This window comes from Sphingobacterium corticis (assembly GCF_042684745.1).
Classification (GTDB): Bacteria; Bacteroidota; Bacteroidia; order Sphingobacteriales; family Sphingobacteriaceae; genus Sphingobacterium; species Sphingobacterium corticis.
This window is the reverse complement of sequence record NZ_JBHUMA010000009.1, coordinates 164,260-191,216: the sequence shown is the minus strand read 5'-3', so window position 1 is coordinate 191,216 and position 26,957 is coordinate 164,260. Positions and strand designations below refer to the sequence as shown.

Genomic DNA, 26,957 nt, shown 5'->3' with positions numbered 1-26,957 from the left:
CTAGTGTTTGAAGGAAGGTTCGGATTTTTAACCTACTCAAAATCCGGCGGTGTTTCCGTTTGAAGTTCCACGTAATTTTTGAAATTGTTCAAAATCGCTTGCCAGCCGGCGCGTTGGAATTCGGGATCATTGATGTTCTCTGGTTCGAAAATTGTCGTAACCAAAATGCCCTCTTCTGTTTCTGAAAAATGCGTGTTAACCTGTCGACCGTCTGCAATCGTGTATGCCACGTGATTCGGTGCAGAGACATCGGTGTACACTGCTTCAAAATCAAATCCCATTTCGCCATCTTTCGCTTCCATTCTCGCCTTATGTTCGCCACCCGGTTGCAGATCCACCGACGCACTTGGGCAATGCCAATCTTCTGAAGGAAAATTCCAATAAATAATGTGATCTGCAGAGTTATAACATTCCCACGTTTTTTCTAACGTGCTATTGACCGTTGCTGAAATCGTAATCGCTGTCGTGTTCATAGGTAAGTGATCTATTTTTTTATGCTAATATGGGATATCCGGATAGCCTTCATTCGTGTTTTTGTTCGGCAATCGGGGGTATTTCATTTTTTCTTTGCTTTGATATCTTGTTCGTTCTTTCTAAAAAGTACGATGCGCTCAATCAAATCCAATGGTAACACATCTTTCAACGGAAATTGTACCGAACCTTTCCCTTGTTTGTACTTCGACAATTCCTTGGCAAATGCTTCGTGACCGGTTGGCGTTGCGTAAAAACCAATATGATTTTTAAATGCGGCAAAATAGACCAAAGGTTTACCGTGTAATTTGTATGCCGGCATATCATAAGCAATTTGCTCCGTTGCTTCGGGAACTAAACTGGTAATCAAATCACGGATTGATCGAAGTTTAGCTTGCACTTCTTTCGGAAATGAGTCGATGTATTCCGTCACATTCGACCATGATTTCTTGTCCATATTGATGTTGTGCTTCTTGAAAAAATGTAGACGAATATCGTGCCTAAAATTCGAAGATTTCTACGCTTCGCAAAGTTGCTTCAAAATGTCCAGTGCTTTTGGCCACATGCTTTCCATGTAATCAGCATGATCTTCTGCCGAATCGACTTCTACACGTACGGTTGTCTTGCCGTTGTTCTCTTGATAATAATAGTTTTCAAAGCAGTTTGCCCAGCTATCTACCGCAGGACCTTCGGTAATCTCTTTTCCTTTTTCCAGTACGCCATAATGGTGTATAGAAATGAATTCGTTGGGAATGTGTTCAGCGATTTTGGCGACCATCCCATGCTTATTGCCTTCTTTGTCCAACGAGGTAAATAGGATTTTATCGCCTTTGTTCCATCCGCCCTCAAAGTCGGATGTGCTGCTGAATGGTTTTGTCCATTTAGGATAGGTCTCTTTTCCAATCATTTGCTCGACAACGATTTTTGCTGGAGCATTTATTTTGATTTCAAAATGTAGCTTTTCCATGTTTTAGCGTTTTAATACAATTAGGAATTGGGGAAATTAATCATCCATTGTACACCAAATTTATCGGTGAAAGAACCAAAATAATCGCCCCAAAAAGCATCTTCCATTGGCATCTCAACCGTGCCACCTTCGGACAATCCATTGTAAAGTCGATCGGCATCTTCGCGACTATCCGGTGTTAATGAAATGGAGACGTTATTTCCCGGCTTCCAAACATGTCCCTGACTGGTTAAGCAGTCCGATGCCATCAATTGTTGCTGATCGTTGATCGGTAGGGACGCGTGCATAACATAGTTTTTTTCCTCGTCTGAAACGGGGAGATTTGGCACTTCATGCATAAATTGCAGACTAAGTTCGGTGCCGAAAATGGATTGATAAAAACGAAAAGCTTCTTCCGTTTTTCCGTCGAAATTTAGATAAGGATTCGCGATCATATTTGTTGGTTTTTAAGATGTATAATGTTGATTTTCATTGTTTACTTCTCAAAAGTACAGATTTCATACGCGCGCATACTTGCCATTTGACAAGAAATGAGATCAATCAATATCTTTTCGGATTCGACTTAACGATGTATCAGTAATCCCCAGGTAGCTAGCCAATTGTTTTAAAGGAACGTGCTGCATAATCTGTGGTTTGGTGGTTAGAATATTTAGGTAACGATCTTTCGCTGACAGGGTGATCATATCGATCGAACGTTGCTTAAATTGGAAAAGTTTGTTGGTCATCCAAAGGCGACCCCATTCACTGAATCCGTCGATAGCATGAAAAAGCTCTTGAAAGATATCGTAATCAATTACCCAACCCGAACCATCGCTTAAAGCCTGTATCTCCTCCTGCAACGGCACACGCTGAAACAAAGAAAGCACTTCGATGACAACCTCATGTTGTCCGAAAAAATCGATTGTAATCTCGTCGCCGTTAAAGTCATGCGTAAACGATCGAACCAATCCTTCTTCTAAAATTAGATATTCGTTCAATATTTGTCCGCGCGAATACAAGCTGTCACCTTTTCGGAAAGTAATCGATTTGTGCGCAGCAATAATACGCGCTAAGTCTTCTTTGGAAATAAGCGGATGCTGATAAACTTGCGACAATATGGCTTCTTTCATAGGTAGTTATATTGATTAGTAATGCTACCTACGAATATAAAAAAGCCCATCCATTTTTTGGATAGGCTTATGAAAAGTTTATAAAATTATGTTTTCGAATAATCTACGCGTAGCTGTAAATGGCATCTTTCGATTCTAATTCAGAATATCCCATAAGGTATTCGTCTACTTTGCGCGCACATTCACGACCTTCCGAAATCGCCCAAACGACCAACGACTGTCCGCGGCGCATATCGCCGGCAGAGAAATATTTCGTTTTTGAAGTTTGGTATTCGCCTTCTTTCGCATTGACGTTACCACGTTGGTCATATTCGATGCCCAGTTGATCTAATAAACCTTCGTGTTGCGGATGCAAGAAACCCATCGCCAACGTTACCAATTCGCAAGGAATTTCACGTTCAGAACCTTCTACTTCTTTAAATTTAGTTGGGCGACCAAGCGCATCGGTTTCCCATTCTAAATCAACCACTAAAGCTGCACGAAGATTGCCGTTATCATCGCCCAAGAATGATTTTGTGCTCACGCTCCAATGACGTTCGCAACCTTCTTCATGCGATGTAGTCGTTTTCAACAACATCGGGTAATTCGGCCAAGGCATCGCTGCGGTGCGCGATTTTGGCGGTTGCGGCATCAATTCGAATTGGGTTACGCTTTTAGCTCCATGACGGTTTGATGTACCCACGCAGTCAGAACCCGTATCACCACCACCGATTACCAAAACATTTTTGCCTGTCGCGGTAATTTCTTCCACCTCAATAGGCGAATTGCCAACGCGTTTGTTTTGCTGTTTTAAAAACTCCATAGCATAATGTACGCCTTTTAATTCCCTACCGGGAATCGGTAAATTACGCGGAACAGTCGATCCGCCGGATAATACCACCGCATCATATTCTTCCAATTCCGAAGCAGGAACATTTTTTCCAACTTCCGCGTTGGTTCTAAATTCAATGCCCGATTGGCGCATCACTTCTACGCGGCGGTCAATCACGGATTTGTCCAGTTTAAAATCCGGAATCCCATAACGTAATAAGCCACCCACTTTGTCATCACGTTCATAAACCACCACGTCGTGACCAGCTTTGTTCAATTGAGCTGCTGCGGCTAATCCAGCTGGACCACCTCCAACTACAGCAACGCGTTTGCCCGTTTTCAAGAAACTTTGTCTTGGCTTCACATAGCCTTTTTTATAGGCAATCTCAATGATATGTTTTTCGATCTCCTCAATGGAAACTGGTGGTTTATTGATCCCTAAAACACAAGCGGCTTCGCAAGGTGCCGGACAAATTCGCCCTGTAAATTCGGGGAAGTTATTCGTGGAAACCAATATTTGGTATGCTTCTTCCCATTTTCCATCGTACACGGCATCATTAAATTCCGGAATCACGTTTCCAAGCGGACAGCCCGAATGGCAAAACGGAATACCACAGTTCATGCAGCGAGCTGCCTGATCGTTCAGTTGCGTGTCCGAATATAGGTGTACAAATTCCTCGTAATTTTTTACGCGTGTTTCTGCGCTATCTTTTTGAGGAGCTATTCTATCAAATTCTAAAAATCCTGTCGGTTTTCCCATAATAATTCTTCGGCTAAGCGACTACTAATTTTTTCTTACTTAATACATTTTTATACTCACGTGGGAACACTTTAATGAATTTGTATTTTTCATTTGCCCAATGTTGGAGTATATGTGAAGCACGCTCACTTTTCGTTAAGTGGATGTGTTTCTTCAACAATACGATAATCTCGTTTTCATCTTCGGTATCTAATGGATCTAAATCCACCATTTCCTGATTGCAGTTGTCGCGGAACGATTCGTTGATGTCGTAAATCCAAGCAATACCACCACTCATTCCGGCAGCAAAGTTTCGTCCTGTTTCGCCTAAGATCAACGCGCGTCCGCCCGTCATGTATTCACAACCGTGATCACCAATTCCTTCTACAACCGCCGTAGCGCCTGAGTTACGAACCGCGAAACGCTCGCCTGCCATTCCATTGATGTAAAGATGACCGGAGGTTGCTCCGTACAACGCCACGTTACCGATGATGATGTTGTCTTGCGGAACCAACGTACTTTCCTTAGCAGGATAAATCGCTAATTGCGCACCTGACAAACCTTTTCCAACGTAATCATTCGCTTCGCCTTCCAACTCAAAGGATAAACCTTTGGTAGCGAACGCTCCGAAAGATTGTCCAGCCGAACCTTCAAACTTGAAGTTGATGGTATCGTCCGGAAGTCCTTTAGATCCGTAAACTTTGGAAATCTCATTCGAAAGCATCGTTCCGATCGTACGATCCGTATTTTTCACTTTGAAGTTGCCAAAAACCGGGTCTCTGGATTCTAACGCACGAGTTGCTTGTTTCAATAGCGCCCAATCCAAAATCATGCTCATGCCGTGATCTTGCTCTTCAGTATTGTATAAAGAATCTTCCGGGAATTGTCTTGCCACGTGCAAAATGCCCGAGAAGTCAACCTTTTGTGCTTTCCAGTGTGGAATATCCTCGCGTTTTTTCAGGAACTGCGCTCTACCCACCATTTCATTGATCGTACGGAAACCTAATTCAGCCATTGTTTCACGCATTTCTTCCGCCAAGAATTGGAATAAATGCACTACGTCATCCGGTTTACCGGAGAATAATTTGCGCAACTCTGGATCTTGCGTTGCAACACCCACTGGACAAGTGTTTAGATGACATTTACGCATCATAATACATCCGCCAGCAATTAATGCTGCCGTCGCAACACCCCATTCTTCGGCACCCAACAACGTCGCAATCACTAAATCGCGACCTGTTTTCATTTGACCATCTGCTTGCAACACAATACGACTGCGAAGACGGTTTTGAACCAATGTTTGATGTGCTTCGGCCAAACCAAGCTCCCAAGGCAAACCTGCGTGCTTGATCGAACTTAATGGAGATGCGCCCGTACCACCATCGTAACCTGCGATAAGAATTACATCCGCGTGTGCTTTCGCTACACCGGCAGCAATCGTTCCAACGCCGGCTTTGGAAACCAATTTCACGTTAATACGTGCGGCGCGGTTCGCGTTTTTCAAATCGAAGATAAGCTGCGCCAAATCTTCAATGGAATAGATGTCATGGTGCGGAGGAGGGGAAATCAAACCAACTCCTGGCGTTGAGTGACGTACTTTCGCAATCCACTCATCAACTTTGTGACCAGGTAGTTGTCCGCCTTCTCCAGGTTTCGCACCTTGCGCCATTTTAATCTGAATTTCGTCGGCTTGCGTTAAGTAATTGGACGTTACGCCAAAACGCGCCGATGCAACCTGTTTGATGGCTGAACGCATGGAATCGCCATTCTCCAAAGTTTGGTAGCGGATTTCATCCTCGCCACCTTCTCCGGTATTCGATTTCCCGCCGATGCGGTTCATAGCGATAGCCAATGTGCTGTGCGCTTCATGCGAAATCGATCCGAATGACATTGCGCCCGTTGCAAATCGTTTCATGATTTCGCCGGCCGATTCCACTTCCTCCAATGGAACTGGTGTACGGTGTTTGGCGAAATCCAATAATCCGCGCAGCGTAAACATACGTTCTCGCTGATTGTTGATTAATGAAGCATATTTTTTGTACGATTCGTAATCGTTGTTGCGACAAGCTTGTTGCAGTAAATGTACCGTTTGTGGGTTCCACAAGTGACCTTCTCCGCGGCGTTTCCATTGGTAAATACCACCTTCTGGAAGAATTTCTTTTGGCACACGACCTTGATCGAAACTTTTTGCATGCTTTGCTAAAGCTTCGCGTGCAATGTCATCCAAAGTCAAACCTCCAATTCTAGAAACGGAACCGCAGAAATACTGGTCAACTACCGACTTGTCGATACCTAAAACTTCGAAAATCTGCGCACCGTGATACGATTGTAGCGTGGAAATACCCATCTTAGAAAAGATTTTTAGTAATCCTGCACAGACCGCTTTCACGTAGTTTTTGCGAAGCGCATCCCAAGACAAATCTGTTTCTAACTGCTTCTCTTCCTTCATGGTGCGGATACTCGCCAAGGCCATGTAAGGATTGATTGCAGTAGCACCAAATGCTAGCAAACATGCGAAGTGATGTACTTCCCAAGCATCGCCTGCCTCAACCACTAAACCTACCGCTCCGCGATTTCCGGTTTTGATTAGGTAATGGTGAACAGCGGATACGGCTAAGATGGATGGAATCGCAGCGTGTTGCGAATCGATCGCGCGATCCGATAGAATTAACACCTCGAAACCGTCTTTTACGGCGTCATCCGCGTAGCGACATAAGCGTTCGATTCCGGCTTCTAATGATCCCGGTTGACCGTCTGCTTTGAAATAGGTTTGTAGCGTTTTCGCTTGGAAAACGCCCGTATCGATCGAACGTAATTTTTCTAATTCGTCGGATGTGAGAATTGGATGATCCAACTTCACACAGTGACAGAATTTTTTGTCTTCAATCAAAATGTTTCCGGCATTTCCGATAAATGTCGCCAAACTCATTACTAAGCGCTCGCGAATGGGATCAATCGGAGGATTGGTAACCTGCGCGAAAAACTGCTTGAAATAGCTGGAAAGATGTTGCGGTTGATCGGAAAGTACCGCCAATGGCACATCTGTTCCCATTGATCCGATCGGTTCATAGCCCGTCAATGCCATTGGAGCAATGATGGTTTCCAAATCCTCTCGCGTATAACCGAATGATTGTTGGTATTTGAAAACGGATTCTTTGGATAGGTACGTGAAAGTGATGCGTGGTTCCGCCAGCTCTTTCATCTTAATTTTATAGTTATCCAACCATTCGCCGTAAGGTTGTTGACGAATCAATTCGCCTTTCACCTCCTCATCGGTACGCAAACGGCCTGCTTCCATATCCACCACGAATATTTTTCCGGGTTGTTGACGGCCTTTTTGAATGATTAATTCTTCCGGAATTGGTAAAGCGCCTGCTTCGGAAGAAGCGACAACTCGATCATCGGAAGTAATGGCATAGCGCAACGGACGCAATCCATTACGATCTAGCGTAGCTCCAATGATCTTTCCATCCGTAAAACATAAAGCCGCCGGACCATCCCATGGCTCCATCAATGTGGCATGGTATTCATAAAACGCGCGTTTCAGCGGCTCCATTTGCTCGTTGCCATCCCAAGCTTCCGGAACGAGCATCAACATGACGTGCGGTAAGCTACGACCGGAGTGAAGCAGAAGTTCGACCACATTATCCAAACAAGCTGAATCCGACTGGCCTTTATCAACTACTGGAAGCAAGATGTCCATTTCCTCTTTCGTGAAATACGGCGAAGAAAGCGAACGCATACCTGCGTAGAACCAGTTTAAGTTTCCGGTCAGGGTGTTGATCTCCCCATTGTGCGCCATCATGCGGAATGGTTGCGCCAATGCCCAAGAAGGAAATGTATTGGTGGAGAATCGCGAGTGAACCAAGCCAAAAGCTGAGACCACGCGCGAATCGCGTAAATCGTTATAATAGGTGCCTACTTGGTAAGTAGTAAGCTGCCCTTTGTAAATAATAGTTTTGCAAGATAATGATGCAAAATATAAAGGAAGCGGATATTCCTGATGTTCTTTTACTTTCTGAACAATTAGGCGGCGCAAAACATATAGCTTACGCTCAAAATCTTCCGTGTTTTTAATGCCTTCTGGACGCGATACAAAGAATTGCACGATTTCCGGTTCTGCGCTTAGCGCCGTTGCACCAATTCCTTCACGATTTACCGGTACGTTACGGAAGCCCAAAAACTCCATTCCACGCTCTGTCGTGGCTTCTTGAATTAATCGACGGCAAAGTGCATTGAGCTCTGCATCTTTCGGTAAGAAAACCATCCCCGCGCCGTAATAGCCGGGTTCTTGCAATTGAATGCCAAGATTAATACATTCTTCCCAAAGAAATTCGTGTGGCAACTGAATCATTATGCCGGCACCATCGCCACTCTCCGGATCACAACCGCACGCGCCACGATGCTCCATGTTTTCTAACATGGTTAAGGCATCAGCAACTTGATTATGCGATTTTAATCCTTTTATATGTGCAACAAACCCTACACCGCAGGCATCATGCTCGAACTCCGGATTATACAACCCGGATGCCTGCAAACTATCGTACATCATACTTCCTCTATTATTTAAGTTCTGCTAATATAGCAATTATTCTATTATATCATTAATTAATTTACATTTTTGATAGCTATATATTGAAACAAATCTAAATAAGCAGGCTTCGATTCACTTAATTTATATTATATAGCCATATTTTTGATAAAATGGAAATCTGGATTGTAGACGGTGATTTCGTGTAAACATCATCCTAAATGCAACTTATAAACGCAAAGTCATTCCGTCTTCGCTATAGAATTTATCCCTTCGTTTAGTGTTTACCTAAAAAAGGCTACCTTTGTTTTAAAAGATTTGACATCTAAATTTTATAACAGATCATGACAAAAAACAGAGGTCCTATTTCTCAATTTATTGAGAAGAACTACCTTCACTTTAACGCGGCGGCGTTGGTAGATGCTGCGAAGGGTTACGAAACCCATTTGGACGAAGGTGGGAAGATGTTGGTTTCCTTGGCTGGTGCGATGAGTACCGCTGAATTGGGTATTTCGTTGGCAGAGATGATTCGCCAAGATAAAGTAGCGATTATTTCATGTACCGGAGCCAATTTGGAAGAGGATGTAATGAATCTGGTAGCGCACTCGCACTACAAACGCGTACCTAATTACCGCGATTTAACTCCGCAGGATGAGTGGGATTTGTTAGAAAACCATTACAACCGTGTTACGGATACTTGTATTCCGGAGGAAGAAGCTTTCCGTCGTTTGCAATCGCATTTGGAGGCAGCTTGGAAAAAGGCGGAAGCGAACGGTGAGCGCTATTTTCCACATGAATTCCTTTATCAAGTTGTGAAATCTGGTGAGTTGGAGCAATACTATGAGATTGATCCGAAGAACTCTTGGATCTTGGCGGCAGCTGAAAAAAATATTCCAATCGTTGTTCCGGGATGGGAAGATTCTACTACAGGTAATATCTTCGCTTCTTACGTGATTAAAGGCGAATTGCAAGCTTCGACCGTAAAATCCGGTATTGAATATATGGTGTTCTTAACAGAATGGTACCGCGAAAATTCCGGTGGTAAAGGCGTAGGATTTTTCCAAATCGGTGGTGGTATTGCTGGAGATTTTCCAATCTGTGTGGTTCCGATGATGTATCAGGATTTGGAATGGCATGATGTGCCTTTTTGGTCGTATTTCTGCCAAATTTCTGATTCAACAACTTCATACGGATCGTATTCAGGCGCTGTTCCGAATGAGAAAATCACTTGGGGAAAACTGGATATTAATACACCGAAATTTATCGTCGAGTCGGATGCGACGATTGTTGCTCCATTGATCTTCGCTTGGATACTAGGTCAGTAAATCAAATATGTCGAATCTGCTTACCGATAATCCGATTGCGCTCCAAGCGCTGATGAACGAAACGTTATTTTCCATCGATTTTGCTGTGGAAGATTCGGTGACTTCTTCTGGATTTGAGCAGGCGACTACCAATTCTTTAAAAGCTCCTTCGGAACAGGTGCCAAGTGCACAGGCTCCGGAGGAGTTTATTTATCAAGGATCGCCCGAAAAGGGGATTCTATTTATTCTTCGCTATCCTGATTTCGATTATTTTTCGCCGGGCGCGGAGGATGCTTTTGAAAAATCGCTCTCGGCTATTCAGTTGACGACAGCCGATGTGGCGGTAGTCAATTTGGCGAATAGCCATAATCCAAACGATTTTAAGCGCATTATGCAATTCTTCAAGCCGACACGCATCACGTTGTTAGGCGTAGAACCTGCTTCGTTAGTGCTTCCGCATATTGCTCATAATTCCTACATGAAGGGCAAGGTTGCAACGGTTTTCAATACCTACAGTTTTGAGGAGATGTTTGTGGATTTGGAAAAGAAGAAAGCGTTTTGGCTGGAATTCAAAAAATTTATGACCAATGAGTAAACTGGTATTTGCAACGAATAATGCGCATAAGTTGGAAGAAGTGAGTGCCATGCTAGATGGGCAACTTACTTTGTTGTCTTTAGCGGACATTGGTTGCACGGATGATATTCCCGAAACGGGCGTCACGTTCGAAGAAAATGCGAAGCAGAAAAGCGATTTTATTGTTTCCAATTACCAATTGGATAGTTTTGCTGATGATTCGGGTTTAGAAATTGATGCGTTGAATGGTGAGCCTGGCGTATATTCCGCACGATACAGCGGATCGCGTAATATGGATGCCAATATCGCGTTGGTTTTAGAAAAAATGGCTGGAACGTCCGACAGAAAAGCTCGGTTTCGTACGGTGATTTCCTTGGCAATCCATAACGAGCAACATTTTTTCGAAGGGTCGGTGGAAGGAAATATTATTACGGAAGAGCGCGGCGTAGCCGGATTTGGTTATGATCCCATCTTTATCCCTGATGGCTACGAACAAACATTTGCAGAAATGACGGCCGACCAAAAGAACCAAATTAGTCACCGCGCGGTGGCCGTGAAGAAATTAGTCGAATTCTTAAAAAGCCGATAACGAACAAGCGTTTTACTTCAGGGACAATTTAGAAGTCAAAACGATGGTATTATAGGGAAGTGGGTCTTTGCTTTCCATTACCTGAAAGAGAATATCTGCGGCTTTCAATGCTTGTTCACCCGGATATTGTTCAATGCTTCCCATCGGCGGATTGTCCATATATTGCCAAAGCGGATAATTCGCGAAGCTGATGAAAAACATATCTTGATTCAGCACGATGCCTTTCGTTTTCACATAACGAATCACATCCAACATAACGAAATCATTAAAAGAAACAATCGCCGACGGTCGATCGGGTAAATTACACAACGTTTCCATTGCATGTTCATTGCCTTCCAAAGTTAAATCTGTGTGCACGGTATAACTTGGATCGAAGGTCAAACCTTGTTTTTTTAATGCCAGTTCGAAACTATTTAAACGTTGTTTAGAAGCAATCAAGGTATTCGGACCATTGATCAACGCGATGTTTTTATGTCCTCTGCTTACAAATGCTTGGATCGCTTCGTTCATTCCTGTCGACAAATCGCTGTAAACACGATGTGTGTCCGTACGCTCGGGTACGCGATCAAAAAATACCACCGGAATATTGGATTGTCGCAGTATATCGACGAATTCGAAACTCCCCGTATTCTTCGCTAAGGAGATTAGGAGTCCATCTACACGGTGTTTCTTGAACGTTTGAATAATGTTTAGTTCGCGCTGCTCGTCGTCCAACGACTGTCCCAATAATACGGTATAATTACGTTCGTTGGCAAACTGTTCGATGGAGCTGATCGCTTCCGTGAAGAAGGGCTCTGCCAATTTGGGTAAAATAACACCGATGGTAAAGGTTTTCCGCTGCTTAAAAAATATGGCGGTTTGGTTTGGTTCGTAATTCAGTTCTTCTGCCATTTTTTTGACGCGCGTAGTCGTCGCCCAACCAATACTTGGATGATCATTAAGTGCTCTGGATACAGTCGAAGTCGATATTTTTAGTTTCCGAGCGATTTCTTTTATGGTAGCAGGCTTTTTTTTATTAGGCATAAGATAAATGTATGCATTTATTTGCGCTTCATCAACTCGCGCGGTTGCCGGGTGTTCAAATCCTTTATAATTTGGATGTTTTCGTTGTTGGAGGATCTTGCCGCACGTGCTTGTGTTGACACATTTGCTGGGGTGTTGTTTAGCCGCAACGCTGCCGCAATCATCGATTCGCGCGTGTCACCGAAATTGTATAATACATTATCTTGGATCGGCGTAGTAAAGGTTGCCGGAATGCCATCCCAATAGTCGGTGTAGTTACGGGCGTTGACAATCTTAAATGAGGCTGCCCAAAGTTCTAGCTTGCCACCAATATCTTGCGGAAAGAATCCCATCGGTTTGCCATAGGTACTTGGTGTACTTGTTCCATTTTTAACTGCGGATGGATTTCCTATGATATGCAAACGGCGATTTGCATCTGCATTCCCATTCGGATTATAATGTGCCATCAAAGCGCTAATCACTAATTCACTTGCGGAAGCTGTATTTCGACCGATTAGAAAATAGATTTTTTCGGGATTGATTTCACTATTTTTTTCATAAAAGACATCATCAAATTCGCCGGTATATCTTCCTTGACGAAGATTTGGATTAGTATCTGATTTATACATCAGCTTACCATTTCCATCACCGTTGATGAGTTTGTTAGCTAGATATTCGGCGCTGCTTACATAACCACCAACGTTATATCGAAAGTCAACAATTACATCTTGAACCTGCGCGAGGGCGAAACGGGCAAACATTGCATCCAATCTGCTACCTAATGTACCACCATTTCCTCTTAATTGCTCGAAAGAAGATAAAGCAAAATATCCGACGCGTCGTCCTTGAATGGTGTACACCGTATCGAGAATCAACGGATCAATTTCATAGTTTGCAAACTGCATACTTCGCTCAATAACAGTTCCTTCACGATTAACTTCTATTGTGAAAGAATTGCTTTCAAGGGCATCCGAAACTAACTTTGCTGCTGGTTGATCTGAAATTGGACCGCTACTAGGTAGCGGAATTGTCAAATTTCGATTTCCATTAATGGCATCGATTCTATCGCCACGTCTTAAGCCCGCATTTGCTGCCGGCGATCCGCCTTCGACGAATGCAATATAGATATACCCAGTTGTCGAATTGTCAATGCTGACGACTGCTTCAGTAATTCCGTAACCATCTTCTTTATCGGCACGTGACACCGTGCTACTGCCGGATGATTCGGCAATGAATGAAAAACGATCTAGTGGTCCATTATATGCAGCATGGAAGGGCGTTTGTGATTTTAAAGCGGATAAGATAGTATTCGCATTTGTAATCAAGCTCGCACTGGATTGGTAATGTTGATCCGTAAATCTGCTAATTGGATCTGCTGCTTGCACATTTCCAGTCCAGTAAGATTGCTCTTTGTAATATTTATAAATGTCATCTAGCAGTTTCTGATCCGCATTTCTTTCTACTGGAGGTTCTGGTGCTACAGGTTCAATCTCTTTTTTGCAAGCAGACAACAATCCGATAATGGTTAATACAAGTAAAAATAGGTTGGATGATGCTTTACAACTGCAGATATTAACTTTCTTCTTATACATGAGATATAGCGGCATAATTAGAAATGAAATGACTTTCGATTACCATTCTTTGCGGAATTATTAATTTAATTTATACAAACCTTGGACTTGTTTATCAACGAATAGATCCACAGCGATAGGTGTATTTAAGGAACTTGTGCTTTTGTTTAGTTTAGCTTGTGCATTAGAAGATGTCGTTGCGCGGTACGAGCCGTTAGCAATATGATAAAGTGCATCACTTAACATTTGTTCCTTTTCGCTACCCAAAGCTTCGGTGTAGGTATCCCTCGAATTGTTTTTTGTACCTATCAAGCCATTGAAATAATCGCCTTCTCCTGCTGCATTTGCCATTTTAAAGGACGTGATGTAAAGGCGTGCACTATTACTCATCACAGCTCTACCAAATGAGCCAACCGGTTTTCCATAAGTTCCCCGATTACCAATGCTGATTATTTGAACGTCCATATAAGGTTTCAGTGCGTTGATAACCAATTCGCTCGCAGACGCGGAAGATGATGTTACTAGGAAATAAACACGTTTCAAGTTTAAGCTATTCGATTTGTTGACGTAAACCGGCTTAAATGGCGCATCACTACGATTTGCATCCGTGAAACCGCTTTTGGTCAATAATTCGTTCATCATGTAGGAATACATGATTTTTCCGTTATTTCCTGTAGGAATAATTAAATTCGTAAGCAATTGGGCGGCGTTAGTTTCTCCGCCACCATTGTAACGCAAGTCTACCACGAGCTCATCGATACCAGCCCCACTAAACGTGTTAAATGCCGCAGTGAGATCTTGATGAAATCTGTTGGGTTGTTGGTTACTGATTACGCTCACAAAAGAAGTGTACGCTAAATAGCCCACTTTTTTATTACCTGCATCTAACGTGATGACCTTGTTTTCCAAAATTGGGTTTAAGGTATATGTGCTGTTTCCTTGTATAGTTATATCCGACTCTGAGCCGGTAGCTAGGTCGCGAACCCCTACTTTCGACACATTCCCGCTGTACAATTTATTAGCAACGTCGACATTGCCTTCAATTCTGTTATCAGCAGAAACCGTAAGCTTTAGCAACTCACCATCTACGCTAATCACACGCATACCACGCTTTAGTCCACTATTTGCTGCTGGTGAGTTCTTTTGTGTCAAGCGAATAACGACACCGACTTCTCTTGATGCTTCATTGAAAATTAAGGCTTGTAAACTTAATCCAAGGTCTCGATGAATGCCCTGACCGATTTGCTCGCCTACACGATTGGTACGGTCAATAAAGCTAAATCGATCTACCGGCTGTGTGTTTGGGCCAATTTTTGGCGTTAATGCCATAAGCGATGCCAAAACTTCCTCTGCGCTTTTAAAGTTTTTCGTGTACGCACGTAAATCACTGGCTTTTGTCGGTTCCGGCATATTGGGTTTATTCCAAAGCGAAAATTGATACGTGAGCAGATAGGTGGAATCCATCAATAATTTTTCCTGTTCATCGCTTAGTACAGGCGAATCTTCCTCGTTTTGGTTATTGAGTGTTTCTTTTTTGCAAGATTGGAAAGTCAATCCAACCATTGTTAATGCCACGATTATGTGTAGTAATCTTTTCATGACAGTATCCGTTTAAATGTAAGCGTTGATTTGTTGGTAGGATCAACGCTTTCGGATATATTCTATAGCATCAGCATCCACACCAAACTCATCGGCAATATAGGAAAAAGGCGCTAACTTTCTAAAAACCAATTCATCGGTAAAATAAATTTTTAACTGCTTGTCCCAACCTTCCCAATCCATGTGTTTAAGTTTATTGAGCTGCAAAACCGGGTTTCCTTCAGTCAGGATGGCAATTTGCTTTCCAGCATCAGTAAGCGCTTGAAAACTTGCTTTGATTTCATCGAAAAGCAAAAGTTTCAACGGCAGATGGCCGTTTGCTTGCAGGCGTTCGAAGTTTTCGGAGTAATCTTGCGAAAGCTCGAATTCTTTTTTAGTTGCCCCTAATAAATCGTCGGTTTGATTTGCTTCGTAACGCGATTTCATAAACTCAGTGACCATCGATCCGATGGGTCTAGATTCCGTGAATTCCACAAATTGCCCGAATAGGTAGTAGATTTGAAGGATGAAATCGCGATGTGGATAAAGCACATCATCCACTTCAAATAAATACAAGGACTTTTCCGGTTGCGGTTGAATGATCTTCATATTGTCTTTAGATAATAACTGGTATCCAAGTCGATTCCGTCAGGACGTAAATGCCGTTTTTATCGGTTTCATTTTTATCCTGCTGACCGATCAGGGATTGTCCATCCTTCAGAATATCAATGGGTGTATTGCTTGGAATCTGATTTGTGAAAGCTTGGTTCTCCTTCAAGGATGGGATTAATATTTGAATGCCGTATTCCTCAAAAAGAAGTGTAGAAGCTTTTAGCGTTTCTATTTCAGATAAACCTAAAGGGAGCAGGTAATCAACTCCTTGATCCAAACAAAGCTTTAGCATTTCATGCGCAAATACGGGATTTGCTGCATTCGGAATAGATTTAAACTTTTTTACTAAAACAGAAGGTATTTCCTCGTACGTAGCCAAAACAACCTCATGTTTATCAGTAAGTAAATTAGCAATCCGTTGTGTTATCGGCCTTGTGCCGTAAGTCAATAATAATTTTGCCATGAAATGTGTTATTCGTAGATCAATCCGTCGCGCATGTGGATCGTTCGATCGGAGATATTTGCTAGTTCTTCGTTGTGCGTAACGATGATGAAAGTTTGTTCCATTGTGTCGCGGAGATCGAAAAATAAGCGATGTAAGGAAGCTGCATTTTCAGAATCTAAATTTCCTGACGGCTCATCCGCCAAAATAATGGACGGATTATTTATCAAGGCACGTGCAACAGAAATTCGTTGTTGCTCACCGCCGGAAAGCGCGGTAGGTTTGTGTGTAGCACGATCCGCCACGCCAAGACGTTCTAAAAGCTCCATCGCGCGTCGGTCAACTTCCTTTTGTGTTTTTCCGGCGATATAGCCTGGAATGGCTACATTTTCCAGCGCTGTAAATTCTGGGAGCAAATGATGAAATTGAAATACAAAGCCAATATTTCGGTTTCGGAAATCGCTTAGTTTTTTTTCGCTGAGTGTATCTAGCACCTGCCCGTTGATCGACAACGAACCTTTGTCTGGACGGTCTAATGTGCCAATAATATGCAATAAAGTGCTTTTTCCTGCGCCGGAAGCTCCAACAATGGATACTACCTCACCTTTGTTTATCTCCAAGCTTACGCCTTTCAAGATTTGTAATTCGCCGTAAGTTTTAAAAATATCTTTAGCTTGTAGTATCATATTGCGAAGTTACGGATTATCGTCGTTTACATAACAATAACTTGCCCCTTACAAATAAAAAAGCTACTTTTACTGCAAATATAGAATCGATGAATATTCACGAATATCAAGGAAAAGAAATACTTAAAAGTTTCGGAGTACGCGTACAAGAAGGTATTGTGGCCGAAACCCCTGAGCAAGCCTTAGATGCTGCAAAGCGATTGAAAGAAGAGTATAATTCGGACTGGGTTGTAGTTAAAGCCCAAATTCATGCCGGTGGCCGCGGAAAAGGCGGTGGTGTGAAGTTGGCTAAAAACCATGACGAAGTAGTGCAACGCGCTACGGATATCATCGGGATGCAGTTGGTTACTCCGCAAACAGGCCCAGAAGGTAAAAAAGTAAACAAAGTGTTAGTCGCACAAGATGTTTACTATCCTGGAGAAAGTGAAACCAAAGAATTCTATATGTCTGTTCTTTTGGATCGCGCTTCTGGTCGTAACATCATTATGTATTCTACAGAAGGTGGTATGGATATCGAAGAAGTGGCTGAAGCTACTCCTCATTTGATTTTCAAAGAAGAAGTTGACCCTAAAGTTGGTTTGCAAGGATTTCAAGCGCGTAAAATTGCTTTCAACTTAGGTTTGTCAGGCAACGCGTTGAAAGAAATGGTGAAATTTGTTGCTGCTTTGTACAAAGCATACGATGCAACAGATTCTTCTATGTTCGAAATCAATCCTGTATTGAAAACTTCGGACGATAAAATTTTGGCAGTTGATGCTAAAGTAAACTTGGACGAAAACGCATTATACCGTCATGCTGATTACGCGGCACTTCGCGATCTTTCAGAAGAAGATCCTACGGAAGTTGAAGCTGGTAAATCAAACTTGAACTACGTGAAATTAGATGGTAACGTAGGATGTATGGTGAACGGTGCTGGTTTGGCGATGGCAACTATGGATATCATTAAGTTGGCTGGTGGTGAGCCTGCAAACTTCTTAGATGTTGGTGGTACTGCGAATGCAGAAACAGTGAAAGCTGGTTTCAACATCATTCTTCAAGATCCTAATGTAAAAGCAATTTTGATTAACATCTTCGGTGGTATCGTTCGTTGTGATCGTGTAGCTCAAGGTGTTATCGATGCTTACCAAGAAATTGGTAATATTCCAGTGCCAATTATCGTTCGTTTGCAAGGTACAAATGCAGAAGAAGCGAAAAAATTAATTGACGGTTCTGGCTTGAAAGTGTACTCGGCAATTGCTTTGAAAGAAGCTGCTGATTTAGTAACTGAAGTATTGAAAGGCTAATCTAAAGTCTTTTTATCATAGCAAAAACGCCCTTTCGGTTTTCGAAAGGGCGTTTTGTTTTAAACATCTACGGTTTGCCAAATTGTAGTACCAATCTTTTTAGATAGTTGATTTAACCTGATCCGGTAAATGCAAAAGATCATTTGTAAAATAACTGAGCAAAAAATCAATCTTGATATACCGGTAGTTTGAAGTCATCTTCATCAGATTTATCCGAATTGAAAAATTTAGTAAAACTTTGAAACGTTTTGCTGGCAATCATACCTTCTATTTTGTTGAAGATGAACACACCAAACGCGCTCGATGGATAAGCCAATTTGATGAAAGATTCGGGGAAATTTTGCACAGATTCCACGTATCCACGAAACTTGTTTTCATATTGTTGAAAGGCGATCTGGTGATCTTTCGCCGCATGTAGTTCATGCGCCAATATGTACGCTCCTATCATAGCTAGTGCGGTTCCTTTTCCCGTAAGAGTGGTAGGGCAGTAGCCTGCATCTCCTAGCAACACAACTCTTCCTTCAGACCAACTATCCATCTTAATCTGCGTGACGGAATCCAAATAAATGTTGTCCACCTTATCCAAAGCGTCAAGAATCCGATTGGATTCCCACCCTGCATCCTGAAATATCTCTTTAATTAATCGCTGTTTCTCTTGATGACTGAGGTCTTGATATTGATCCCTTTCGGATAGAAAGTTTAATGCTACGCGAGTCGTGCCCTGATTATCCGGCCGCATGATGATGCTTCGCGACTTGGTAGAAACGTACCACTTCGCCCAACTTGTATCGTTGCTCGTCTTTGGAATAGTGGCATATGCGGTGTACAAGCCTAGGTACTTGGTATCTACTTGATTAGCAAAGACAAGATCACGTGTTTTCGAACGCTGTCCTTCCGCGATAATAAGCAAATCGTATCGTGCCACTTTCCCGCTATGAAAGGTCACTTCCACATCCTTTTCATGATTTTTTACATTTGTGATGTGGTCTGCAAATCGATAGTGGACTTTGGATTTGGTTAAGTGAAAGAGAATCTCCACCAGATTGCCGCGTAGGATTTCTAATTCGCTGGTTAATCCGCCAAATTCGCCCATGTCAAAGGTTGCGGTAATATTGTCGTCCTTATCCACATAGTGCGTACCGACTTCCCCAGTGCCTGCTTGTTTAATCTGATCGTAAATACCCATTTTCTCGGCCACTTCTTTCGCAGCACCTTTGATGTCTATATTTTGTCCGCCTAGACGAATGGATTCCTCTCGCTCTACTAGGGTAACGTTATAGTTAAGTTTGCTTAGCCAATACGCAATGGTGGGGCCAGCAATACTTGCTCCGGATATAAGTACTTTTTTCATACAATACAGATGTCATTCTAACTAAATACGATTGATAGGGACACATTGTTTCGCTGGATGCTTGTTTTGGAAGTATCATTAATCAAACTATTTTATGGGGAAAGCGTTATTTAAGGCGACAGGCAGTTCTTCCGTCAATAATACTTAACGTTGAATTTGAGAATAATATAATGGAAAATCAAAATTATGAGGCGGTGATGATTCATGCCGCGCGTGTAGACAATGTAGACGTAATTTCAGAACTTATTAAGTTGGGGGTATCGGTGAATTGTAAAGATGATAAGGGATATACACCACTAATTATAGCGTGTTATAACAATAGGTTAAATGCTGTGCATGCGCTGCTCGACCATGGCGCAGCAATTGATGAAGCTGATGCGAACGGAAATACCGCTTTAATGGGTTCGTGTTTTAAAGGCCATGATGCCATCGTAAAAGCATTGATTGATCGTGGTGCATCAGTTAATTTACAACATGGCAATGGTGGTACTGCACTTATGTTTGCCAGTATGTTTGGCAGAAATGAAGCTATGCAAGTCCTCTTGGATGCGGGAGCCGATACAGGCATTTTAGATTCTAGGGGACTTTCGGCTGCTGATCATGCGAGAAATCAGAATAACGTGGACGGTTATAACTTGCTTTCTCACAATTAGTAGCGTACTCATATTATTATGACATAAAAACGCCCTTAAGAATCTATCGTATTCATTAAGGGCGTTTTTCGTTTTGTCTGGCGGAAAGCCAATTTTATGCCGGCACTAATCTTTTATCTTCCAAATGCCAAACGCGATGCGCTGCAATCGCCTTTATGAATCTGTTTATTGATTCCTTATCGATCTTAGATATAAAAAATGCATCATCATTCTTGCTATCCAAATGCGTGGTTTGGATGAATTTTTGGCTACCGTCTTTATCCAATAGAATAGCTTTGCAATGTTTGTAAGTATCATTTACAAACTGGACGGCATCTGGTATAGATGCGAGTGTTGCGAAGCTATCCTCCCCGCCAAGCACACAAACCGCATCAAATAGAACCGCATCCGCTGTTAGGAAGGCTTGATCAGGTTGAACAGTACTGCCGTTGTTTGATTTTACAGCACGCAAGCTTGGTGCTATAATTTGTATCAACCCATTTTCCTGCTCGATTTTTTGTTGAATGGAAGTTAAACTTTCTGCAATGAAGCCATCAGCGAGCAAGACGGCGATCTGTCGAGATTTTATACTTTCTTTTTTTGTTTTTTCCATGCTCAACGCTTCGGATCTTTCGATCGATGAAGTCGGTTGTTTCGACTGATGTAATTTGATATCTCCATCCGCAGGCACTACTAAATTCAGATCTGTGTTTGATGATGGTATTTCCAATCCAAGGTTGTCGGCAACTTGCCTTTGAAGGTCTTCGTTAATATTTCCTAATAACATCAGTATGCGTTCTCGTATCGCAATTTGCTTCACTTTGCTCAATTCAAAAGTGAGCGCGTTCACAATATGATTTTTCTCGGGCGTCGATTGGCTATTATAAAAAAGTTGAGCTTGGCTATAGTGATCCAAGAAGCTTTCGCTGCGCCCTCGTACTTTTTTAGCGTCGATACGTTCATTATACGATGTAAATCCGCCATCGCTTTCCTTCACCTGTGCTGGTGCATTGTCAGCGATAAGATTTGGGCTGTAAGCCGTTTTCCCTACATTAATCGCCTGTCGCATAAAGCCGTCGCGTTGGTTGTTGTGAACTGGGATAATGGGACGGTTAATTGGAATTTCTTGGAAATTTGGCCCGCCTAAGCGAATAAGCTGGGTATCCGTATAAGAGAACAAACGCCCTTGCATAAGCGGATCGTTCGTGAAATCAATGCCGGGAACAATGTGTCCGACGTGGAAAGCAACTTGTTCCGTTTCACTAAAATAATTCTGCGGATTTCTATTCAATGTGAGTTTCCCTACAATTTCTACAGGAACTAATTCTTCCGGAACCAATTTTGTAGGGTCGAGTAGGTCGAAATCGAATTTATGCTCATCTTCTTCCGGAATAATCTGCAGACCTAATTCCCATTCTGGATAGGCACCACTTTCTATACTGTCCCATAAATCCCTACGATGGAAGTCGGGGTCTCTACCAGAGATTTTTTGTGCCTCGTCCCAGCTAACTGCATGCACGCCTAGCAAAGGTTTCCAATGGAATTTAACAAAGTGTGATTTTCCCTCGTTGTTAACTAGGCGAAATGTGTGCACGCCGAATCCTTCCATCATGCTATAGCTTCTTGGTAATGCGCGATCGCTCATTGCCCACATGATCATGTGCGCAGACTCTGGGGCTGTTGAAATGAAGTCCCAAAATGTATCGTGTGCGGATTGGGCTTGCGGAATTTCGTTGTCTGGTTCTGGCTTCACAGCATGGATAAGGTCTGGGAATTTCATCGCGTCCTGAATGAAAAAAACAGGGACGTTGTTCCCTACCAAATCGAAATTGCCTTCCTTGGTGTAGAATTTGACGGCAAATCCACGTACATCGCGCGCTAAATCTGTAGAACCCCTTGATCCAGCAACTGTGGAAAACCGAACAAAAACGGGCGTCTCTTCTTCCGTATTATTTAGAAATGCTGCTCGTGTATATTTCGAAAGAGATTTATATAATTTGAACGTACCATGCGCACCTGCACCACGTGCATGTACGACGCGTTCCGGAATCCGTTCATGATCGAAATGTGTGATCTTTTCTCTTAATATAAAATCTTCCAAAAGCGTCGCGCCTCGGTCACCCGCTTTTAGGGAGTTGTGGTCATCGTTGATTTTTATCCCGTGATTAGTCGTCATTTCCTTTCCGCTATCCGATACTTCGAATGCAGCTAATTGCTCGACTTTTTCGTTAGAAGGATTTTCAACAGCATGTTTATCTACTACGGGTTCTGTACCTCGCTTAGCAGTTGTTTTGTCTTTTTTTGCCATGATATGGTTATCATTATCTGATCTCTCAAATAACACTACATACAGGCTTCCTATTTTGTTTCAAAAAGTCGAGTTAAATATGCGAAGATGTCCACTTATAATTTAATCTCGTTTGTCTGGTTCTATTCCTAAGTAATTGTAATGGATTTCCGTTTTTCCATGCGGAGTCGGCGTGCCTTCATCATTAAGGTTAACGAATACTAGCTTATCGATCGATAGAATGGTTTTACGGGTGATCTTGTTACGTACCTCGCAGCGCATAGTCAACGAGGTGCGACCAAAGTCGATCGCTTCAATGCCCATTTCAATAATATCGCCGGTGCGTGCAGAGCTCACAAAATTTATTTCCGAAATGTACTTCGTAACAATGTTTGGGTTACCAAGTTGCACGATCGCGTAGATTACAGCTTCTTCATCGATCCATCGGAGTAGTGTGCCTCCGAATAATGTACCGTTTGGGTTTAAATCTTCGGGCTTGATCCATTTGCGGGTGTAAAAATTCATTAGATAGTAGGGTAGTTTTTATGTGTTTTTGTTAAGGGAATAAATAGAAATAAGAAAGGGAAACATTGCGTTTCCCTTTCTTATTTCTGACGACCTAAGCGTGAATTGCTCGGTTATCTGTAGCTGCTAAGGCAGCTTCTTTGAATGCTTCAGTATAGGTTGGGTGAGCATGACAAATTCTACCTACATCTTCAGCAGATGCGCGGTATTCTAATGCTATCACCGCTTCGGCGATCATGTCTGCAGCGCGTGGGCCGATCATGTGAACACCAAGAATCTCATCGGTTTCGGCATCCGCTAAAACTTTGACGAATCCATCAGTGTCACCGGATGCTTTCGCACGACCCGAAGCTTTAAACGAAAAGCTTCCGGTTTTATATTTTTTACCGGCTTCTTTCAACTGCTCTTCTGTTTGACCAACCGCAGCAACTTCCGGCCATGTGTAAACCACACCAGGAATTGCATTATAATCAATATGCGGTTTTTGTCCGGCAATACGTTCAGCAACGTAAATACCTTCGTCCTCGGCTTTGTGTGCCAACATCGCGCCTTTGATCACATCACCAATGGCATAAACACCTTCAACGGATGTTTCTAGATGCTCGTTGACAGGGATTTTGTTTCCGCGTTCTTCGGTTTTGATACCGATGGTTTCTAAACCTAAACCTTCGGTATACGCTGTACGACCTACAGCTACAATGCAGTAATCGCCTTGGAAAGAAACTTCTTTACCTTTCGAATCCTCAGCGGTAACTGTTACTTCACTTCCTTCCGCGGTTGCGCCCGTAACTTTATGGCCTAAGAAAAACTCGAAACCAAGTTGTTTTTTCAACACACGTTGCAATTCTTTTCCTAATGATGCATCCATCGTTGGAATGATGGATTTAGCATATTCGATAACCGAAACTTTAGCACCTAAACGCGCGTAAACTGAACCCAGTTCCAAACCAATTACACCGCCACCGATAACGATAAGGTGTTTAGGAATTTCTTGTAACTGTAACGCTTCCGTAGAAGTGATGATTCGTTTTTTGTCGATTGGCAAAAATGGCAAAGCAGTCGGTTTGGAACCTGTTGCGATGATGATGTTTTTACCTTTTATTTCTTGTGCATCTTTACCTTCTTTTTCGATTTTGATGGTGTTTTTGTCCACGAACGAACCAACGCCCTCAAAACTGTCGATTTTGTTCTTTTTGAACAAGAAAGTAATACCTGCTGTGTTTTGTGCGATAACATCATTTTTGCGATCGATCATTTTCTTAACATCGATCTTTAGGCTATCTAGGCTGATTCCGTGATCAGCAAAATTATGAGCAGCATTGTGGTAGTGCTCCGAAGTGTCTAATAAGGCTTTGGAAGGGATACATCCTACGTTAAGGCAAGTTCCACCAAATGTGCTGTATTTTTCTACTACAGCTGTTTTTAGTCCTAACTGAGTGCAACGGATGGCGGCTACATATCCGCCTGGCCCACTTCCGACTACGATTACGTCATACTGCATATGGTTGTGTTTTATCTATTCCCAAAAATACGATTTAATTAACAATCGTCGAACATATCACCGTAAAATCAGTACGATAAATAAAAAAACCGACAAGCTGGATAGCAAGTCGGTTTTCTATAAAGTTTATCGGAGCTTATTCCGCTACGATTTTTCCTTGCATAATACCAAAGTGGCCAGGGAAACTACAGATGTATGGATATACGCCCGGCTCCAATGTGAAAGAAATCTTATCTTCTTCACCTGGACCTAATAATTTTGTGTGCGCAACGATGGAGCTCAACGAAGATTTAGGAATGTATCCGTTATCTGCAGCAGCAGAAGCTTCGCTTCCGAATGTTGGGATATCTACACTTGGATTTAATACGACTAAGTTGTGTCCCATAGATTCGATAGGTAGTTCACCCACATTTTTCAATGTCAACTCCACTGGTTCACCAGCTTTAACGCGGATCAAGTTAACGTCGTATTTCATTTGATCGTTACCTTCTACTTTCCATGTGTTTGAAATTTCGACATTTTCAATACCTGGTACGGTAGCCGATTCCGATACTGGAGTCGCTTCTTCAGAAGGTGTATTATCTTTTTTTTCTGAGTCCGTGTTGCCTCCGCAAGATGCTAAACCGATGGCTAAAGCTGCTAGAGGGGCAATAAAGATTTTTTTCATAGTCTATATTGTTTGTATTTATTAGAACGAATTTACATAATATTCATCACATTGATGGCATATTCCTAACACGGAAAGTCAAATCTATGTTTGCTTTTCTTTCAGTAAGTCGGAAATCTTTTCATAAAGATCGAGCGGATCGAAAGGTTTTCCTACAACATAGCGTGCGCCAACTTCGTACGCTGCCGCTTGTTCGTGCGCAAGTACTGAAGCTGATATGGTGATGATAGGAATCGACTGTTTTGCCGGATCAGTATGTGCTTTTATCGCTTTTATAGCATCGAAACCACTCATTACAGGCATATGTGTATCCATTAGTATGACATGATATGGTTTTAGTTCGACCAAATCGAGTGCTTGCTGACCATTCTTCGCCAAATCGACCTCGCAACCCCAGGTTTTCAGCATATGATCTAGCATAAAGCCATTCAATTCATTGTCTTCCGCTACCAAGATCTTCGCACCAACAAGTTTTGGAAAATTGGTGTACGGTTGATGAATTTTTTCATCTTTTTCGGTTTCACTCTTTTCGAATGAAGCCTCAAAAAAGAAACTTGACCCTTCACCGGGGACACTTTCTGCGCCGACCTCGCCGTTTAATAAAAAAGCTAATTTCTTAACAATAGCTAGCCCCAAGCCGGTGCCACCATATCGCTTTGTAATTGCTCCATCAGCTTGCTCAAAGGCTTGAAAAACTTTCGGTAAATGTTCCTGCTGAATACCTATCCCGGTGTCGCGAACAGTAAATCGAATTTTGAAACTGGATTTCAAACATTCAATCAATTTAATATGGAAAGTAATACTTCCCTTTTCTGTAAACTTTAAACTATTAGCGATGAAATTGCTGATGATTTGTTGCAAACGTAAGGCATCGGAAATGACATAATCCGGTAATACTCCTTCCTTCTCAATGATGAAATCTAACCCCTTGTGATCTGCTTTTATGCGGAACATACGATCCATGTCTGCAATGAATTTGTTAAGGGAAAAATCCTCTACCTCAATTTTAAACTTGCCGGCATCAATACGCGATAAATCCAAAATATCGTTGATAATCATGAGTAAAGATTGAGAAGCATTATCTAACATGCCGATCCATTCCAGTTGGTCTGTATTCAAAGGTGAATTTTTCAGCGCATGGATGATGCTCATGATACCGTTGATGGGCGTGCGAATCTCGTGGCTCATATTTGCCAAGAAAATTTCCTTTGATTGTCTTGCGTGATCCGCTTCTTCTTTCGCAATTAAAAGTTCTTTTGCTGCACGCTGCATCTCTAAATTTTTCTCCTTAACCTCGTCTTGCAAACGAATTTGCTGAACAAAAGATTTTACTTTAGCTCGCGTAATATCTGGGTTAAGAGGTTTGTACAAATAATCCACCGCGCCACTTTGCAGCCCTTCCAACAAATACCGATCTTCTTTAGAAATCGCCGTTACCATTATAGCCATAATATGGCTTGTCTTCGGGTTAGATTTTAGCAGAGAAACAAATTCAAACCCATTTATTTCCGGCATCTGCACATCTACCATGGCTATGGAGATGTCATCGTGCCAACACACTTTGAGCGCTTCGTTGGGGTCGGTAAGTGATATGATATTGATACCATCAAGTTCTTGCAGAAGCGCAGTTAGGCTGATGATATTTTCTTCCCGATCATCAAGAATGAGTAGGTTTATTTTTTTCATGGTATTGGGCATTAGCCAAAACAGATGCTTATTTCGTCGT

The 26,957-nt window shown here is 42.3% G+C and carries 24 protein-coding genes; 5 read left to right on the top strand and 19 right to left on the bottom strand.

Going from position 1 to position 26,957, the window contains the following annotated elements:
* Positions 1-32: 32 nt before the first annotated feature.
* The 7 genes from ACFSQ3_RS15495 to gltB all read right to left on the bottom strand — a co-directional run bounded on the left by ACFSQ3_RS15495 (position 33) and on the right by gltB (position 8,648).
* Positions 33-473, bottom strand: coding sequence for an SRPBCC domain-containing protein (locus ACFSQ3_RS15495; RefSeq protein WP_380870484.1), 441 nt, complete (start codon positions 471-473; stop codon positions 33-35).
* An 83-nt stretch (positions 474-556) separates the two neighbouring features.
* Positions 557-928 (bottom strand): iron chaperone, encoded by a 372-nt coding sequence (locus ACFSQ3_RS15490; RefSeq protein ID WP_380870483.1) that lies wholly within the window; start codon positions 926-928, stop codon positions 557-559.
* A gap of 60 nt (positions 929-988) precedes the next feature.
* Complete coding sequence (locus tag ACFSQ3_RS15485) at positions 989-1,438, bottom strand: SRPBCC domain-containing protein (RefSeq protein WP_380870482.1); 450 nt, start codon at positions 1,436-1,438, stop codon at positions 989-991.
* Positions 1,439-1,458: 20 nt separating this feature from the next.
* Positions 1,459-1,872 (bottom strand): VOC family protein, encoded by a 414-nt coding sequence (locus tag ACFSQ3_RS15480; RefSeq protein ID WP_380870481.1) that lies wholly within the window; start codon positions 1,870-1,872, stop codon positions 1,459-1,461.
* A gap of 102 nt (positions 1,873-1,974) precedes the next feature.
* Positions 1,975-2,547, bottom strand: coding sequence for a Crp/Fnr family transcriptional regulator (locus ACFSQ3_RS15475; protein WP_380870480.1), 573 nt, complete (start codon positions 2,545-2,547; stop codon positions 1,975-1,977).
* A gap of 103 nt (positions 2,548-2,650) precedes the next feature.
* The gene (locus tag ACFSQ3_RS15470) at positions 2,651-4,117 is read right to left on the bottom strand and encodes a glutamate synthase subunit beta (protein ID WP_380870479.1); all 1,467 of its coding nucleotides are present in this window, start codon (positions 4,115-4,117) and stop codon (positions 2,651-2,653) included.
* A gap of 13 nt (positions 4,118-4,130) precedes the next feature.
* Positions 4,131-8,648: a glutamate synthase large subunit gene (gene gltB / locus ACFSQ3_RS15465; RefSeq protein ID WP_380870478.1), complete on the bottom strand. Its 4,518-nt coding sequence runs from the start codon at positions 8,646-8,648 to the stop codon at positions 4,131-4,133.
* 323 nt (positions 8,649-8,971) lie between these two features.
* On the opposite strand from gltB, the gene ACFSQ3_RS15460 reads away from it, so the two are divergent.
* From ACFSQ3_RS15460 to ACFSQ3_RS15450, 3 genes are read left to right on the top strand one after another with little or no spacing between them, the layout of a single operon-like run.
* The gene (locus tag ACFSQ3_RS15460) at positions 8,972-9,952 is read left to right on the top strand and encodes a deoxyhypusine synthase family protein (RefSeq protein ID WP_380870477.1); all 981 of its coding nucleotides are present in this window, start codon (positions 8,972-8,974) and stop codon (positions 9,950-9,952) included.
* Between the two features lie 7 nt (positions 9,953-9,959).
* On the top strand, positions 9,960-10,526 hold the full coding sequence (locus ACFSQ3_RS15455) for a hypothetical protein (RefSeq protein ID WP_380870476.1): 567 nt from the start codon (positions 9,960-9,962) through the stop codon (positions 10,524-10,526).
* Positions 10,519-11,094, top strand: a complete 576-nt coding sequence (locus ACFSQ3_RS15450; protein WP_380870475.1) for a non-canonical purine NTP diphosphatase — start codon at positions 10,519-10,521, stop codon at positions 11,092-11,094. Before ACFSQ3_RS15455 ends, ACFSQ3_RS15450 begins: the two co-directional genes overlap by 8 nt.
* Positions 11,095-11,106: 12 nt before the next feature.
* On the opposite strand, the gene ACFSQ3_RS15445 is transcribed toward ACFSQ3_RS15450, so the two are convergent.
* From ACFSQ3_RS15445 to ACFSQ3_RS15420, 6 genes are read right to left on the bottom strand one after another with little or no spacing between them, the layout of a single operon-like run.
* The gene (locus ACFSQ3_RS15445; protein WP_380870474.1) at positions 11,107-12,117 is read right to left on the bottom strand and encodes a LacI family DNA-binding transcriptional regulator; all 1,011 of its coding nucleotides are present in this window, start codon (positions 12,115-12,117) and stop codon (positions 11,107-11,109) included.
* 17 nt (positions 12,118-12,134) lie between these two features.
* Entirely contained in the window at positions 12,135-13,688 is a 1,554-nt protein-coding gene (locus ACFSQ3_RS15440) for a S41 family peptidase (RefSeq protein WP_380870473.1), read from the bottom strand.
* Positions 13,689-13,748: 60 nt separating this feature from the next.
* Positions 13,749-15,266: a S41 family peptidase gene (locus ACFSQ3_RS15435; protein WP_380870472.1), complete on the bottom strand. Its 1,518-nt coding sequence runs from the start codon at positions 15,264-15,266 to the stop codon at positions 13,749-13,751.
* 42 nt (positions 15,267-15,308) lie between these two features.
* Entirely contained in the window at positions 15,309-15,854 is a 546-nt protein-coding gene (locus tag ACFSQ3_RS15430) for an HAD family hydrolase (RefSeq protein WP_380870471.1), read from the bottom strand.
* Between the two features lie 7 nt (positions 15,855-15,861).
* The gene (locus tag ACFSQ3_RS15425; RefSeq protein WP_380870470.1) at positions 15,862-16,320 is read right to left on the bottom strand and encodes a hypothetical protein; all 459 of its coding nucleotides are present in this window, start codon (positions 16,318-16,320) and stop codon (positions 15,862-15,864) included.
* A gap of 8 nt (positions 16,321-16,328) precedes the next feature.
* On the bottom strand, positions 16,329-16,985 hold the full coding sequence (locus ACFSQ3_RS15420; RefSeq protein WP_380870469.1) for an ABC transporter ATP-binding protein: 657 nt from the start codon (positions 16,983-16,985) through the stop codon (positions 16,329-16,331).
* Between the two features lie 89 nt (positions 16,986-17,074).
* Between ACFSQ3_RS15420 and sucC the strand changes: the two genes are divergently transcribed.
* The gene (sucC, locus tag ACFSQ3_RS15415) at positions 17,075-18,268 is read left to right on the top strand and encodes an ADP-forming succinate--CoA ligase subunit beta (RefSeq protein WP_380870468.1); all 1,194 of its coding nucleotides are present in this window, start codon (positions 17,075-17,077) and stop codon (positions 18,266-18,268) included.
* Between the two features lie 166 nt (positions 18,269-18,434).
* Here sucC and ACFSQ3_RS15410 read toward each other — a convergent pair whose 3' ends face one another.
* On the bottom strand, positions 18,435-19,619 hold the full coding sequence (locus tag ACFSQ3_RS15410) for an FAD-dependent monooxygenase (protein ID WP_380870467.1): 1,185 nt from the start codon (positions 19,617-19,619) through the stop codon (positions 18,435-18,437).
* Between the two features lie 44 nt (positions 19,620-19,663).
* On the opposite strand from ACFSQ3_RS15410, the gene ACFSQ3_RS15405 reads away from it, so the two are divergent.
* Complete coding sequence (locus ACFSQ3_RS15405) at positions 19,664-20,272, top strand: ankyrin repeat domain-containing protein (protein ID WP_380870560.1); 609 nt, start codon at positions 19,664-19,666, stop codon at positions 20,270-20,272.
* 94 nt (positions 20,273-20,366) lie between these two features.
* Here the strand turns inward: ACFSQ3_RS15405 and ACFSQ3_RS15400 are convergent, their stop codons facing one another.
* The 5 genes from ACFSQ3_RS15400 to ACFSQ3_RS15380 form a co-directional block, all read right to left on the bottom strand.
* A complete protein-coding gene (locus tag ACFSQ3_RS15400) occupies positions 20,367-22,559 on the bottom strand; it encodes a catalase (protein WP_380870466.1) in 2,193 nt (730 codons plus the stop codon).
* 102 nt (positions 22,560-22,661) lie between these two features.
* Positions 22,662-23,063 carry an acyl-CoA thioesterase gene (locus ACFSQ3_RS15395; RefSeq protein WP_380870465.1) on the bottom strand — a complete coding sequence of 134 codons (402 nt, stop codon included), beginning with the start codon at positions 23,061-23,063 and terminating at the stop codon, positions 22,662-22,664.
* Positions 23,064-23,157: 94 nt separating this feature from the next.
* On the bottom strand, positions 23,158-24,564 hold the full coding sequence (lpdA, locus tag ACFSQ3_RS15390; protein ID WP_380870464.1) for a dihydrolipoyl dehydrogenase: 1,407 nt from the start codon (positions 24,562-24,564) through the stop codon (positions 23,158-23,160).
* A gap of 136 nt (positions 24,565-24,700) precedes the next feature.
* A complete protein-coding gene (locus tag ACFSQ3_RS15385; RefSeq protein ID WP_380870463.1) occupies positions 24,701-25,231 on the bottom strand; it encodes a plastocyanin/azurin family copper-binding protein in 531 nt (176 codons plus the stop codon).
* 84 nt (positions 25,232-25,315) lie between these two features.
* Positions 25,316-26,917 (bottom strand): response regulator, encoded by a 1,602-nt coding sequence (locus ACFSQ3_RS15380; protein WP_380870462.1) that lies wholly within the window; start codon positions 26,915-26,917, stop codon positions 25,316-25,318.
* Positions 26,918-26,957 lie beyond the last annotated feature (40 nt).